The sequence below is a fragment of the Pseudomonas persica genome (assembly GCF_900291015.1).
GTDB lineage: Bacteria > Pseudomonadota > Gammaproteobacteria > Pseudomonadales > Pseudomonadaceae > Aquipseudomonas.
In genome coordinates, this window is record NZ_OLKL01000029.1 from 1 (window position 1) to 14,686 (window position 14,686).

Consider the following 14,686-nt stretch of genomic DNA (forward strand, 5'->3'; position numbering starts at 1 on the left):
CCCACAGGATGCACGGACCGCTTGCGAATTCAGTTCTCTATGCGACAGCGCAGCCCAAAGGGCTGGGCCATCTCCCACAGGGAGTGCACATGGCTTGAGGTCGATGCAGTCGGGGTGGTAGCTGGCTTGCCGGCGATGGGCTGCGCAGCAGCCCTATTCGGGCCGGATTGTTGGATCCATTCCTGTTCGCCAAAAAGCCCGTGCGTTTCCCTTAAGCTTGAGTACAATCGTCAGCTTTTTCCGGACCTCCCGTCCCGTCGCTGGAACTCCCAATGCTGACCGGTAGCTACTCCTCTTCGCTGGTGTTGATTTCGCTGTGCGTGGCGATTCTGGCGTCCTATACCGCCCTCGACCTGACTGGCCGCATCGCTACGGCCAAGGGCCGGGCTGCCTGCCTGTGGATGGGTGGTGGCGCGCTGGCCATGGGTATTGGCGTGTGGTCGATGCACTTCATTGGCATGCTCGCCTTCAGCCTGCCCATCGACCTGGGCTATGACCTTGCCCTGACCGCGTTCTCGCTGCTGATCGCCGTATTGTCTTCGGGTTTTGCCCTGTGGCTGGTCAGCCAGCCGAGCCTGCCGTGGCTGCAGTTGGCCTTCGGCGCGCTGATCATGGGCGCCGGCATCGCCTGCATGCACTACACCGGTATGGCCGCGCTGCGCATGCTGCCGGGTATCGACTATGACCCGACGCTGTTCGGTGCTTCGCTACTGATTGCCGTGGGCGCCTCGGCAGCGGCCCTGTGGATCGCCTTCCGGCTACGCGCGCACACCCCCTACGTGCGGCAGATTCGCGGCCTGGCGGCGGTGGTGATGGGCTTTGCCATCGTCGGTATGCACTACACCGGCATGGCCGCGGCGAATTTCCCTGCGGGCAGCTTCTGCGGTGCACTGGCGGGGGGAGGCCTGCAAGGCGACGGCCTGGTCTACCTGGTGCTGATCACCACCCTGGCGGTATTGGCGGTGGCCTTGCTTACCTCGGTGCTGGACGCCCGCCTGGAAGCGCGCACCGCCGAACTGGCCCGTTCGCTGACCCTGGCCAACCAGGAACTGACCCAACTGGCCCTGCATGACACCCTCACTGACCTGCCCAACCGTACCCTGCTGGCCGACCGCATCGAGCAGGCCATCGCCAAGGTAGCGGAGCAGGGCGGCTGCTTTGCCCTGATGTTCATCGACCTGGACGGCTTCAAGCCAGTCAACGATGCCTTTGGTCACCACGTCGGTGATTTGCTGCTCAAGGCTGTGGCGGCGCGCCTGCGCGGTCACCTGCACAGCCAGGACACGCTGGCGCGCATCGGCGGCGACGAATTCGTGCTGCTGGTGGAGTTGCGTGAACCGAACGATGCCATGGACGTGGCGGTCAAGCAGGTCAACCTGGTGTCACGGCCGTTCCGCGTAGCCGAGCATGACCTGCAGCTGACGGCAAGTCTGGGCATCGTCTTGTACCCGGGCAATGGCCAGGACCAGCACGAGTTGCTGCGCAATGCCGACGCCGCCATGTACCACGCCAAGAGCGCCGGCAAGAATGGCTACAGCTTCTTCGACGTGTCGATGAACAGCAACGCCCGCCAGCAATTGCAGCTGCTGCAGGACCTGCGTCAGGCGCTGGAGCAGCGTCAGTTCCGCCTGCATTACCAGCCCAAGTTCGACGCCCAGGCCTGCCAGCCGATCGGGGCCGAGGCCTTGCTGCGCTGGGAGCACCCGCAGCAGGGCCTGTTGCTGCCCGACCGCTTCATCGGCCTGGCGGAAAAGACCGGCCTGATCATCCCCATTGGCGAATGGGTGCTCATCGAGGCCTGCCGGCAGATGCGCCAGTGGCTGGATCAGGGGCACGAGGGCTGGCGCATGGCGGTGAACCTGTCGGCCATCCAGTTCTGCCATGCCGGGCTGGTCGAGAGCGTGGCCCGTGCCCTGCAGCAGAACAACCTGCCGGCCAACTGCCTGACCCTGGAAATTACCGAAACCACCGCCATGCACGACGCCGATGCCAGCCTGACGGTGCTGCAGCGGCTGTCCGACATGGGCGTGGACCTGTCTATCGATGACTTTGGCACCGGCTATTCCAGCCTGATGTACCTCAAGCGCCTGCCGGCCAACGAGCTGAAGATCGACCGTGGCTTTGTGCGTGAACTGGAGCAGGACAGTGACGATGCGGCGATCGTGTCGGCCATTGTCGCGCTAGGCCAGGCGCTGGGCCTGCGCATCGTTGCCGAAGGGGTGGAGACCGACAAGCAGCAGGACTTCCTGACCCGCCTGGGCTGCGATTCACTGCAAGGCTACCTGCTGGGCCAGCCGGTGCCGGCCGAGCAGTTCATGGACAAGTTGCAGGCCATGCGCCAGGTAAATACGGTTGCGGGCTAGACCGCGTCGCGCAAGGAGAAGGCGGGCATGAAGGTATCCAACTCCGCCTCGACGGCCTCGATGATGCGCTCTACATCGGCGGCGGCCATGATCGCCGAGCAGGGGATGCCGGCAATCGCCAGCAGGGTTTCGCCGGTGGCGCGGTCGAACAGCCGTGCAACCATGCTGCGTGGCGCATCCATGCTGGCTTCGAAGCCCAGCGGGTGGAAATGCCAGCGCATCACCTGGCAGGCGTTGGGGAACGTCATCTTGTTCATGCCAGCCTCCTTGTCCGTACCTGGACGTGGTGAGCGGGTGGCCACATCGATGCGGCCGCCGGGAAAGTAACCATAGCACCTGCTACGCGCGATTCTTGGCTGCAAACAAGACAAATGCGTTAATGCATGACAGCGGTCACATCCTTGTCATGGATGGTGTTTGGCGGGCGCCGGCCAGGCAAACGTTTTCCTGGCGCGATGACGGCAGATAACCCGGTAAGTTATCCCGTTTTTTTCGACCTTCGCCACACGATGTTTTCGGACGAGCGGTGCGATCAACCGAGCAACCCGGCGGCAATGTTGATAGTGAACCCCAGGATTGCCGTATTGAAAACGAAACCCACCAGCGAATGCGCCAGCACCACCCGCCGCAGGCCCCGCCCGGCGATGCCCACATCGGAGGTTTGCACCGCCACGCTGATGGTGAACGAGAAGTAGTGGAAGTCCCAGTAATCCGGGTTGCGCTCACCATCGGCAAAGCGCAGCGGTGGTTCGTGGGTTTGTCCGGTGTAGAACAGCCGGGCGTAGTGCAGGCTGAAGATGCAGCCGATCAGCAGCCAGGAGCCGGCCACGGTCAGGCCGGTGTAGAGGTAGTGCAGGGCCAGGGCGCTGCCCTGCAGACCGCGGCTGGACACCAGTTGCAGGGTGACGGCGGCGAGGCTGGCGATGGCGGCGATGCATACGGTGAGCAGGACCAGGCCTGCATTTTCGTCTTCGACGCGGGCGACCTTGCGCACCTTTTCGGGGCTGGCGCTCCAGGTCAGGTAGAGCACCAGCAGCAGGTATAGCCACACGCCAAGGTTCCAGCCGGCGAGGATGTGCTGCACGCTGTCTCCGGCGGGGATCAGCCAGGCGCCGAGTAGGCCGACCAGGGTGGCGATGCTCAGACGGGGGTGGGTGCGGGTCAGGCGCTGGAAAGCCATGGGATCTCGTTTTCGGGAGTATGGGTACCACTCTAGACGGTCATGACAGGGATGAGGGACATGCGCGGGTCCATTGTGGGAGCGGGCGAGCCCGCGCAGCAGGCACCGCGGTGGTTGGCACGGGCTGCCCCCGTGTTCGCGGGCATGTCCGTTCCCACAGGGGGACGCAATCTTTCAGATTTTGAACACTTCAGAGGCTCCTGCAAAAAGCGGGCTGCGTGGCCTGGTGTTTCTTTGATGTCGCCCATCGCACGCCATTGCAACTCTCAGTACACTGCACGCTCCAACACCAACTGTTGAACTCGAGGTTTTTGCATGACGCTCAGTCCTTTGGCAGGCAAGCCGGCTCCGGCCAGCGTGCTGGTCGATATTCCCCGACTGCTCACCGCCTACTACACCGGCCGCCCCGACGCTGCCGTGGCGGCCCAGCGGGTGGCCTTCGGCACCTCGGGGCACCGGGGCACCTCGCTTGAATTGAGTTTCAACGAGTACCACGTCCTGGCCATTACCCAGGCCATCTGCCTGTATCGCCAGGAGAAGGGCATCGATGGCCCGTTGTTCATCGGCGCCGACACCCACGCGCTGTCGGCACCGGCTACCGCCAGCGCCCTGGAAGTGTTGGCGGCCAATGGCGTGCAGGTGATGCTGTCCAAGGATGACGAATACACGCCGACACCGGCCGTATCCCACGCCATTCTTTGCCATAACCGTGGCCGTGCGCAGGGCCTGGCCGACGGCATCGTCATCACCCCGTCGCACAACCCGCCGCAAAGCGGTGGCTTCAAGTACAACCCACCCAATGGCGGCCCGGCCGACAGCGACGTGACCAAGTGGATCGAGGCCAAAGCCAACGAACTGCTGGCCGCTAACCTGGCGGGGGTCAAGCGCATGGACCATGCCCAGGCGCTACAGGCACCCACCACCCAGCGCCACGACTACGTGAGCAACTACGTGGCCGACCTGGGAAACGTCATCGATTTCGACGTCATCCGCGGCGCCAAGCTGCGCCTGGGCGTCGACCCGTTGGGCGGGGCAGGGGTGCGCTACTGGTCGGCGATCGCCGAGCATTACAAGCTGGACCTGGAAGTGGTGAACACCGAGGTTGACCCGACCTTCCGCTTCATGACCGTCGACTGGGATGGCCAGATCCGCATGGACCCGTCCTCGCCATACGCCATGCAGGGCCTGATCGGCCTGCGTGAACGCTTCGACGTGGCCTTCGCCTGCGACCCGGACCACGACCGCCATGGCATCGTCACTCCGGATGGCCTGCTGCAGCCGAACAACTACCTGGCCGTGGCCATCGACTACCTGTACCGCCACCGCCCGCAATGGCGCAGCGATGCTGCCGTCGGCAAGACCGTGGTGTCCAGCGGCCTGATCGACCGCGTCACCCAGCGCCTGGGCCGTGAGCTGTACGAAGTGCCGGTAGGCTTCAAGTTCTTCGCCCAAGGCCTGTTCGACGGCTCGCTGGGCTTTGGTGGCGAGGAAAGTGCGGGGGCTTCGTTCCTGCGCCGCGATGGCTCGGTCTGGGCTACCGACAAGGACGGGCTGATTCCGGCCTTGCTGGCTGCCGAGATGACCGCGCGCACCGGGCGCAACCCGAGCCAGGCCTACGCCGACCTGACCGAGGCGCTGGGCAAGCCGTTCGCCACCCGTGTCGAAGCCAAGGCCGATGCCCGGCAGAAGGCTTTGCTGAGCAAGCTGGCGCCGGAGCAGGTGAAGTCGACCGAGCTGGCGGGTGAGTCGATCGTGCAGATTCTCAGCCATGCGCCGGGCAACGGCCAGGCGATTGGCGGACTGAAGGTGATGACCGCCAATGGCTGGTTCGCCGCGCGCCCGTCGGGCACCGAGGATATCTACAAGATCTACGCCGAAAGTTTCATCGACGAGGCGCACCTGCAGCGCCTGGTGCAGGAAGCACAGGTGCTGGTGGATGCGGCGATTGTCTGACCGGTAACAAACCGCTTGGTTCTGCAGCGCGGTGTAAATTGGAATTAATCTTATTTACACCACGACAGGGCCTTCCCCATGATCGACGCCGCGCCGCCACCGGAGCATCGCCTGCCTGCCCTGTACCGGGAACATCGCGGCTGGCTGGAAACCTGGCTGCGGCGGCGCATGGGCAATGCCTGGGATGCCGCCGACCTCAGCCAGGATACCTTCTCAAGCCTACCTCGATGCACTGGCACAGTTGCCCGAGCAGCATGTGCCCTCACCAGAGCAGCGTTGGGTTCTACTGGAAACCCTGCAAGCCCTCGATGAGTTGCTCGGGTGCCAGCCGCAAGCCTGGGTGCGGCACTTACCCAGTTTGCCGACCAGGCCGGGGTCAGCCTGTCGCTGGTCCCGACGCTGGTCAATGGCCGGCAGAGCAATGGCCTGTCCGGTAATTACAGTGTCGACGAAGGCTTCACCCAGCTGCTGCGTGGCAGTGTCGAGAACGTGCTGGACGACCGCTACTGGAGTTCGGCCGGGGCCTCGGATGACAGCGAGCCGGGGCTGACGCTGTCTACGCCGCGTACCTACCTGCTGTCGGCGACATTGGGTTTCTAGCAGGCTCGGCAGATCAAGCAATCTGGGGCCGCCTTGCGGCCCATCGCCGGCAAGCCGGGCTCCCCAGGGATTTCGCAAACATTGAGGTCCGCGCCGTACCTGTGGGAGCCCGGCTTGCCGGCGATGGGCTGCGCAGCAGCCCCAGGAACACCGACTGACAGGTATCAGGGCAAGCCCGCTCCCGGTGATCCCGTTAGGCCCGGTCAGGCACCACGGCGATCACATCGATCTCCATCAGCCACTCGGCCTGGGCCAGCCCTGCCACCACCAGGCCGGTGGAAATCGGGAACACGCCCTTGAGCCACTTGCCCACTTCCTTGTACACCGGCTCGCGGAAGCGCGGGTCGGTGATGTAGGTGGTGGTCTTGACGATGTGCGACAGGTCCGAGCCGGCCTCTTCGAGCAGTTGCTTGACGTTCTTCATTGCCTGCTCGGCCTGCGCCCGTGGGTCACCCAGTCCCACCAGGTTGCCTTCGAAGTCGGTACCGACCTGGCCGCGCACGTAGATGGTGTTGCCGGCGCGCACCGCCTGGCACAGGTCGTTGTCCAGGGTCTGGTTCGGGTAGGTGGCCTTGGTGTTGAACATGCGGATACGGGTATGGGTAGGCATCAGTGGGCTCCGAGGGTGCTGACGTTGCTGATCTTGGGTTGTTGCTGCTCATCCGCTGCGCGTTGTTCGCGGTCGCGGTAGGCGGTATAGGTGCGTTGCGTGGCGATGTGGCCGGCGACGTGCTTGGCGTCGTGCCAAACGCCCCAGATGAACGACGAGCCACGACGCGACAGCCACGGCAGGCCAAGGAAGTACACGCCCGGCTCGCGGGCCACGCCGCGTTGGTGCTGGGGCTTGCCGTTGGCGTCGAAGGTGTCTACCTGCAGCCAGCTGAAGTCGACGCCGTAACCGGTGGCCCAGATGATGCTGGTGACGCCGGCCTTGGCCAGGTCCAGCTGCTGCAGGGGGTTGCGCATGCACTCCGGGTCGGCCAGGCGTTCGCGGGCTGCGGGCTCTTCCGGCAGATCCAGGCCGTTGCGTTCGATGTAGGCATCGGCGGCATCGAGCAGGGCCAGGTAGTTGTCGTCGCCGCGGTTGATGTTCTCGACCAGGTTGTCCTGGAAGCGCGCCACGCCGTTCTCGAACGATTGGGTCAGGCCGACCAGGGTCATGCCCTGGTGGGCGAGGGCGCGGAAGTCCACGGTGTGGCCGCCACGGGCGCCACTGACGGCAATGGTCACGTGCTCGCGGCCAGGCTTGGCGATTTCCGCATCCCACTCACCCAGCACGCCCAGCCACCAGCAGAAGTCGCGGTTGCGGTAAGCGCGTGGCGGGCGATCGTGGGCGCCGACCGAAAGGTAGACCTGGCGCCCGGCACGCATCAGTTCTTCGGCGATCTGTACGCCGGAGGAGCCGGCGCCTACCACCAGCACAGCGCCGCCGGGCAGCTGCTCGGGGTTGTAATAGGCGGCGGAGTGGATCTGGTGCAGGTTGCTGTCTTTTGGCGCGATGGCCGGGATCACCGGCTTCTGGAACGGGCCGGTGGCGGCCACCACGCGGTTGGCGCGAATCACGCCTTCATTGGTTTCGATGGTAAAACCGGGGCGGTCGCTGTTACGCAGCACTTTCTTCACTTCGATGCCGGTGCGTACCGGCAGGTTGTACTTGCGTACGTACTGCTCGAAGTAGTCAGCGACCTGATCCTTGCCAGCGAAGGCGTCGGCGTCGAGGTTGAATTCCAACCCTGGGAAACGGTCGTGCCAGACCGGGCCGTTGGCCACCAGCGAGTCCCAGCGGCCGGTGCGCCAGGCCTCGGCGATACGCTTGCGCTCCAGCACCAGGTGCGGCACGCCAAGCTTGCTCAGGTGTTCGCTCATGGCCACGCCGGCCTGGCCGGCGCCGACGACGAGGGTGTCGATTTCGAGGTTGTTCAGTGTCATGTCCGAGCCCTTGTTCAGGCGGTTTTTGTCAGGTCGGTTTGGAGGACCGCCGTTACCTGGGGCCAGACTAGGGATGCCGTGGAAATGGCGAAAATAGTATTTAGCTGGGGTTTGCCGATAAAACGGCGAAGGCCTTGAGTCCTGCCGTCTGCAGCGGCTCCTGGGGCGGCTTTGCCGGCACTTTTTTCAAGCGGTTCGTGGCCATAGTTTTTTCCTCGGCAAACCCTCGGAAAAAGGTCGTTTCGCCTGCCGGAAGGTTCAACCCAGAATGCCGTGTATCGCACAGCACAACAGGAACCATGACATGACTTTTTCCATCATCGGTCGTTGCCAGGAAACCGGCCAGGTCGGTATCGCCATCAGCTCTTCGAGCATTGCCGTGGGCGCCCGCTGCCCGTGGGTACGTGCCGGCGTGGGCGCGGTTGCCACCCAGAACATCACCTTGCCAGCGCTGGGCCCGCAGATTCTCGATGCCCTGGAACAGGGCCAGTTGCCGCCTGCCGCAGCGCTGGAGCGGGTGCTGAGCGCCAATGGCTGGAGCGAGTACCGCCAGGTCACGGTGATCGACAGCCATGGCCAGGTGGCGCTGTTCACCGGCAAGCAAGCGCTGGGTACGCACCACGCCGTGGCCGGTGAGCAATGCGCGGCGGCAGGCAACCTGTTGGCCTCGACCCAGGTGATCGAGGCGATGGTGCAGGCCTTTGCACAAGCTGGCGGGCATCTGGCCGACCGCCTGCTGGCCGCCATGCACGCGGCGATGGCCGCAGGCGGCGAGGCCGGGCCGGTGCACTCGGCGGCGTTGAAGATTGCTGGCGAGCTGACCTGGCCTCTGGTGGACCTGCGCGTGGACTGGGCCGAGGCCGACCCGATCGCTGTACTCGATGGCCTGTGGCAGGCGTACCGGCCGCAAATGCAGGATTACGTCAGCCGTGCCCTCAACCCGACTGCCGCGCCAAGCTACGGGGTGCCGGGCGATGAGTGAATTTGCCAGTCGCGCGCTGCTGGCCCGGCTGATCGGCTTTGCCACGGTCAGCCGGGATCCCAACCTCGAACTGATCGGTTTCATCCGCGACTACCTGGCCGAGGTGGGCGTGCACTGCGAGTTGTTCCATAACCCGGAGGGCACCAAGGCCAACCTGTTCGCCACCATCGGCCCCAGGGACGTTGGCGGCGTGGTGCTGTCCGGGCATACCGATGTGGTGCCGGTGGACGGCCAGGCCTGGACGGTCGAGCCGTTTGCCCTGAGTGAGCGCGACGGCCGCCTGTATGGCCGTGGCACGGCCGACATGAAGGGTTTCATCGCTTCGGTACTGGCGGCTGTACCCGCGTTCCTTGCCCAGCCGTTGCGCACGCCGGTGCACCTGGCGTTCTCCTATGACGAGGAAGTCGGCTGCCTGGGTGTGCGCTCGATGCTGGCCGCGCTCGAGCAGCGTCCGCATAAGCCCCGGCTGTGCCTGATTGGCGAGCCCACCGAGCTCAAGCCGGTGCTGGGGCACAAAGGCAAGCTGGCGCTGCGCTGCCAGGTGCAGGGTGCGGCCTGCCACTCGGCGTATGCGCCGTACGGGGTGAATGCCATCGAGTATGCGGCGAAGCTGATCGGCAAGCTGGGTGATATCGGTGATGCCCTGGCATTGCCGGCGCATCACGACGAACGCTTCGACCCACCGTTCTCCACTGTGCAGACCGGTGTGATCAAAGGGGGCAGGGCACTGAACATCGTGCCGGCGGAATGCGAGTTCGATTTTGAAGTGCGGGCCTTGCCGGGGTTCGAGGCGCAGGCAGTGGCCGACCAGTTGCAAACCTATGCCGAGGCCGAATTGCTGCCGCGTATGCGCAAGGTCAATGCGGCCAGTGCCATTCGCCTGCAGCCGTTGAGTGGGTATCCGGGGCTGGCCACGCCAGCGGATAGCGAGGCGGCTCGCCTGGTGGCGTGGCTCAGTGGCTCGGATCAGTTCGGTACGGTGGCGTTTGGTACCGAAGGTGGGCTGTTCGACCAGGCGGGGATCCCGACTGTTGTGTGTGGGCCAGGGAGCATGGACCAGGGACACAAGCCGGATGAGTTCGTCAGTGTCGAGCAGTTGCGCGGGTGTGATGCCATGTTGCTGAGGCTGGTCGATTACCTCAGGCAGGATTGATTGCGCTGGCTTCTTCGCGGGTAAACCCGCTCCCACTGGATCTCGTCAGTCTCAAGGGCTGAGCAGTACCTGTGGGAGCGGGTTCACCCGCGAATGGGCCGCAGCGCGGCCCCGGGTATTCAGAAGGTAGCCTTGACCTGCAGGCCAACCACCAGCGCGTTGTCGATGTCCTTCCCGGAGAACGCGCCCGGTTCGATGATGTATTGCACATCCGGGCGCAGGCTCAGCCACGGCGTGGCCTGGTAGCCATAGCTCAGCTCGATCAACTGCTCGGCGCTGTCGATGTCGGGGAACGGCTGCCCGGCATTGACCGCGGCATCTTCCAGCACGCTGCGGCTGCGCGGGTTGGGCACGGCACGGCCATAGCCCAGCGCCACGGTATCCTTCGGGCGGCTTGCGAACGGCTTGTACAGCACCACGCCGGCGCCATACCATTTGGTGAATGGTGAGGCGGCCTTGCTCGATGCCGAGTACTGGCCGAAGGCATGCAGGCTGCGGCCCGGCGCAGCTTGGTCGCTCCACACGGCCTGGTCGACCAGCAGACAGTGGCCGCCACGGCCGGACACTTCCTCGTCGCTGCCGATGCGCTTCACGTCGGAGCTGTCGTAGTAGTAGCCCAGTTTGTACTCGCCAGGCAGCTCGCTCTGCAGTTTGTACACCAGCTCTACCGGCACCACGGTGCCAGTGGTGTGCTTGGGGCCCAGGTGCCAAGCGCGGCTGGAGTTGCCGTTGCTTTGCGGGTCGACGTTGAACGCCGCCACACGCAGTTGCCAGGACGGCGACAGGTCGTACTTCACCCGCACGCCCAGGTGGGCATTGGGGTAGTTGGTCCAGCCACTGCCGCCAGACATGTTCAGCGGGTGGCCGCAGAAGCCGGCGTTCATGAAGTTGCACAGGACGCCACTGTCCAGGCCGCCGAGGTCGTTGCCCATGGCCATGTAGCCGAGCTTGACGTTGAGCGCCGGGGTGAACAGGGTGCGCTCGTAGCTCAGCTCGGTCAGGCGGGTATACAGGCCGCCGAAGTTTTCCTGGATCGGCAGGCGGTTGCCCACCAGGTCTTCCGAGGCGCTGTTGCCGCGGCGGTCGTTGATGCTTAGCTGGACCTTGCCGCCGTTGTCCAGGCCATACAGTTTCGACAGGTCGAAGTGCACGCCCAGTTTCAGGTTTTGCGAGTAGCGCGCCGAGCGGTGCAGGCCACCGTGGGCGTTGTAGGCGGTTTCGCCGCTGTAGTCGCCGGTGAACTTGACGCCGTCTTCTTCCAGCTGGTGACGCAGGCCACCCCAGTCACCGGTCAGGGTGCTGCGGGTCATCAGGTCGCCGTCGGCCAGGGCCGTAGTGCTGGCCAGGGCCAGGAACAGGGTGGGGAGGATGCGAATTGCGGATGACATTGCTGAATCTCGGGTTGTCTTTTTGGGCCTCTTCGCGGGTAAACCCGCTCCCACAGGGACTGCATAGTTTGCAAGGGCAGTGAAAATCCTGTGGGAGCGGGTTTACCCGCGAAGAAGGCGACGCGGTCTTACGGCAGAGCGTAAGAAATCACGTAGTCGCCACGGTCGGTCGACTGGCGCGCGCCGCCAGCAGTGACCACCACGTACTGCTTGCCGGTCTTCGGCGAGACGTAAGTCATCGGGCCGCCCTGGCTGCCCACTGGCAGGCGAGCCTTCCAGATTTCGTTGCCGTTGCTGCTGTCGTAGGCGCGCAGGTAGAAGTCCTGGGTGCCGGCGATGAACACCAGGCCGCCCTGGGTCGACAGGGTGCCACCAAGGGTCGGCAGGCCGATCTTGATCGGCAGGTGCATGCGGATGCCGAGCGGGCCGGTGTCTTCAACGGTGCCCACCGGTACCTGCCACGCCACCTGGCGGGTCTTCATGTCGATGGCAGTCAGGGTGCCGAATGGCGGTGCCTGGCACGGAATGCCGGCCACCGACAGGAAGCGGTTTTTGTTCACCGCATACGGGGTGCCCTTGAGCGGTACTGCGCCCATGCCGGTGTTCAGCGCTTCGCCACCGGAAGCGGCATTGCCCTTGTTCTGCGACGGGATCATCTGGATCCACAGGCCCAGGCGCATGTCGTTGACGAAGATGAAACCATGCACCGGGTCGGTAGAAATGCTGCCCCAGTTCATGCCGCCCAGCGACCCCGGGAAGCTCAGCGACAGGTCGGTGCCCGGCGCGGTGTACAGGCCGTCGTAGCGCATCTTCTTGAAGTCGATGCGGCACAGCAGCTGGTCATACGGGGTCGCGCCCCACATGTCCGACTCGGTCAGGGTCTGCGCGCCGATCTGCGGCATGCCCACCGACTTCGGCTGGGTTGGCGAGTACGGCTCGTCAGGGATGTTACCTGGCTTGACCGGTACTTCGTCGACCTGGGTCAGCGGCGTGCCGGTGGCGCGGTCGAGCACGTAGATCTGCCCGGCCTTGGTGCCGATCACCACCGCAGGGACCGACTGGCCGTCGTCCTTGGTGAAGTCGATCAGGCTCGGCTGCATCGGCAAGTCGAAGTCCCACAGGTCGTTGTGTACGGTCTGGAACACCCACTTCTGGTTGCCGGTGGTGGCGTCCAGGGCCAGTACCGAAGCGCCGTAGGTATGGTCCAGCTTGCTGCGTTCAACACCGTAGATGTCGGTGGACGACGAGCCCATCGGCAGGAATACGGTGTTCATCGCCGGGTCGTAGGACATCGGAGCCCAGCTGTTGGGGGTGCTGCGCACGTAGGTGTTGTCGCCCTGCGGCGCCTGGCGATCCTGCGGGTTGCCAGGGTCGAAGGCCCAGCGCATTTCACCCGTGATCACGTCGAAACCACGGATCACGCCGCCTGGCATGTCGGTCTGGACGTTGTCGGCGACGCGGCCGCCGACCACCACTGTGGTACCGGCCATCAGCGGTGCCGAGGACAGTTGGTAGTAGGAGTCCGGCACATTCCCCAGGCCGGCCTTGAGGTCGATCTGGCCGTTGTTGCCGAAGCCCTGGCAGAACTCGCCGGTGTCGGCGTCGACGGCAATCAGGCGGCCGTCGATGGTGTTGGTCAGCAGGCGACGCTGGCAGTTGGCACCGGCTGCGACGCTAGCGACGGTGATCGGCGAGCTGTTCGGCCGGGTCGGCTGGGCGATGGCGGCAGTGGCGTCGAAGTAGGCCATGCCGCGGCAACGCTGCCAGACCTTGGCCTGGGCGTTGATCGCGTTCTTCCACAGCTCTTTGCCAGTGTCGGCATCGAGGGCGATCAGGTTGTTGTGCGGGGTGCAGATGAATACCTTGTCGCCGACCTGTAGCGGGGTCAGCTGATCTTCGGCCCCGTTGCCGTCGCTGAGGGCCACGTCACCAGTGTGGTAGGTCCAGGCCACTTCCAGCTTGTTGACGTTGTCGCGGTTGATCTGGTCCAGCGCGGCGAAGCGGCTGCCACCTTCGGTGTTGCCGTAGTGGGCCCAGTCCTTTTGCGCTTTGTCGGCCTCGACCGGAGTCATGCCCGGGCCTTTGCCGGTGGGGGCGACGCTGGGGTGGGCAACGAACATGTTGCCGGCGGCGATCACCAGCACCACGGCCATCACCCCGGCAACGCCATAGGCTCCACGGCCGGTGCTGGCACCGCTGGCACGGGCCAGTAGCGGGTAGACCAGCGCCACCAGCATGCCGATTGCACCGAACATGAACAGGCGCGAGAACAGCGGCCAGAACACCAGGCCAGCGTCGATCAGCGCCCAGATGGCAGTACCGACCAGGAACGCCGCGTACAGCCAGGCCCCAGCCGGCTTGCGGCGAGCGATAAGGACGCCGGCGATGGCCATGGCCAGGCCGCCGGTCAGGAAGTACCAGGAACCGCCCAGGCCGGCCAGCTTGACGCCGCCCGCAGCCAGGAGGAGGCCGAGCAGAGCGATGAGCACGCCCAGGCCGACCAGGATGATGTTTGTGGCGCCAGCAGCGCGCGGTGTTTGTTTCATGCCAGGGATCTCAGCAGGTGGGATGCGCGCAGTGTAATCTCTTAGCTTGCTAATTAACAAGTTGGTACATAATTTTGCGAGGCGGATTGTCGCAGGGGACACTCGCCAAAGTGTGGCTAAAAGTCTGGATCAGGTGCTTAAAATCGAAGGAAATAGCGTGTTCATGCCGGTTGTGCAACCTGCACCCGACTTTGTGCCGGACAGCCATGAGCGGGTTCACGCCGGCCACGGAGTGCCGCTGCTGTAGTACACGGCGAGCCAGATGGTGGCTGTGCCGGGGGCGGTCCATTCCACGCGGTGGCGGAAATGCGGCGGGATGTCCAGGCAATCGCCCGGCGCCAGCAGGCGGGTGTGGTTCTCGTGCTCGAAGCGCAGGCCGGCGGCGCCACTGAGCAACACGATCCATTCGCCTTCGGCCTGGTCGTACCAGAAGCCGGGCGGGCTGGCGTGGCCACTGGAGACGATACGTTCCACGCGCACGCCCGGGCGGCTGAGCAATTGGTCGACCCGTTCGGCGCTGGTGGGGTCGCAAGGGGGCAGGGCGCTCAGCAGATTGGTCGGTGTCATGGAAAGCCTCGTTTAAAAGGGGGGT

General features: G+C 64.7%; 12 protein-coding genes and 1 pseudogene. 6 read left to right on the forward strand and 7 right to left on the reverse strand.

Translation table 11 applies throughout. From position 1 onward, the window contains the following. Window positions 1-272: 272 nt before the first annotated feature. Window positions 273-2,363 (forward strand): putative bifunctional diguanylate cyclase/phosphodiesterase, encoded by a 2,091-nt coding sequence (locus tag FQ664_RS14190; protein ID WP_144172676.1) that lies wholly within the window; start codon window positions 273-275, stop codon window positions 2,361-2,363. Here the strand turns inward: FQ664_RS14190 and FQ664_RS14195 are convergent. Then, window positions 2,360-2,620: a DUF1652 domain-containing protein gene (locus FQ664_RS14195; protein WP_144172678.1), complete on the reverse strand. Its 261-nt coding sequence runs from the start codon at window positions 2,618-2,620 to the stop codon at window positions 2,360-2,362. The genes FQ664_RS14190 and FQ664_RS14195 overlap by 4 nt on opposite strands. 275 nt (window positions 2,621-2,895) lie before the next feature. Further along, a complete protein-coding gene (locus tag FQ664_RS14200) occupies window positions 2,896-3,543 on the reverse strand; it encodes a DUF1345 domain-containing protein (RefSeq protein ID WP_144172679.1) in 648 nt (215 codons plus the stop codon). Between the two features lie 315 nt (window positions 3,544-3,858). Here FQ664_RS14200 and pgm point away from each other — a divergent pair, with 315 nt between their 5' ends. From pgm to FQ664_RS27845, 3 genes and pseudogenes are all read left to right on the forward strand, one after another. Next, window positions 3,859-5,496 (forward strand): phosphoglucomutase (alpha-D-glucose-1,6-bisphosphate-dependent), encoded by a 1,638-nt coding sequence (gene pgm / locus FQ664_RS14205; protein WP_144172680.1) that lies wholly within the window; start codon window positions 3,859-3,861, stop codon window positions 5,494-5,496. A gap of 78 nt (window positions 5,497-5,574) precedes the next feature. Next, a pseudogene (locus FQ664_RS14210) lies at window positions 5,575-5,815 on the forward strand (sigma factor); the annotation flags it as partial. Between the two features lie 2 nt (window positions 5,816-5,817). Next, complete coding sequence (locus FQ664_RS27845; RefSeq protein ID WP_144172681.1) at window positions 5,818-6,096, forward strand: STN domain-containing protein; 279 nt, start codon at window positions 5,818-5,820, stop codon at window positions 6,094-6,096. 193 nt (window positions 6,097-6,289) lie between these two features. On the opposite strand, the gene FQ664_RS14220 is transcribed toward FQ664_RS27845, so the two are convergent. After that, a complete protein-coding gene (locus tag FQ664_RS14220; protein WP_144172682.1) occupies window positions 6,290-6,706 on the reverse strand; it encodes a RidA family protein in 417 nt (138 codons plus the stop codon). Then, on the reverse strand, window positions 6,706-8,025 hold the full coding sequence (locus FQ664_RS14225; protein WP_144172683.1) for a flavin-containing monooxygenase: 1,320 nt from the start codon (window positions 8,023-8,025) through the stop codon (window positions 6,706-6,708). The genes FQ664_RS14220 and FQ664_RS14225 overlap by 1 nt, the downstream gene beginning before the upstream one ends. A 304-nt stretch (window positions 8,026-8,329) precedes the next feature. Between FQ664_RS14225 and FQ664_RS14230 the strand changes: the two genes are divergently transcribed. Further along, entirely contained in the window at window positions 8,330-9,007 is a 678-nt protein-coding gene (locus tag FQ664_RS14230; protein WP_144172684.1) for a DUF1028 domain-containing protein, read from the forward strand. Beyond that, window positions 9,000-10,160, forward strand: a complete 1,161-nt coding sequence (argE, locus tag FQ664_RS14235; protein ID WP_144172686.1) for an acetylornithine deacetylase — start codon at window positions 9,000-9,002, stop codon at window positions 10,158-10,160. Before FQ664_RS14230 ends, argE begins: the two co-directional genes overlap by 8 nt. 119 nt (window positions 10,161-10,279) lie before the next feature. On the opposite strand, the gene FQ664_RS14240 is transcribed toward argE, so the two are convergent. From FQ664_RS14240 to FQ664_RS14250, 3 genes are all read right to left on the reverse strand, one after another. Further along, window positions 10,280-11,548, reverse strand: coding sequence for a carbohydrate porin (locus FQ664_RS14240; protein WP_144172687.1), 1,269 nt, complete (start codon window positions 11,546-11,548; stop codon window positions 10,280-10,282). 128 nt (window positions 11,549-11,676) lie between these two features. Continuing rightward, on the reverse strand, window positions 11,677-14,094 hold the full coding sequence (locus tag FQ664_RS14245) for a glucose/quinate/shikimate family membrane-bound PQQ-dependent dehydrogenase (RefSeq protein WP_144172688.1): 2,418 nt from the start codon (window positions 14,092-14,094) through the stop codon (window positions 11,677-11,679). 216 nt (window positions 14,095-14,310) lie between these two features. Next, window positions 14,311-14,661, reverse strand: a complete 351-nt coding sequence (locus tag FQ664_RS14250; protein ID WP_144172690.1) for a cupin domain-containing protein — start codon at window positions 14,659-14,661, stop codon at window positions 14,311-14,313. Window positions 14,662-14,686 lie beyond the last annotated feature (25 nt).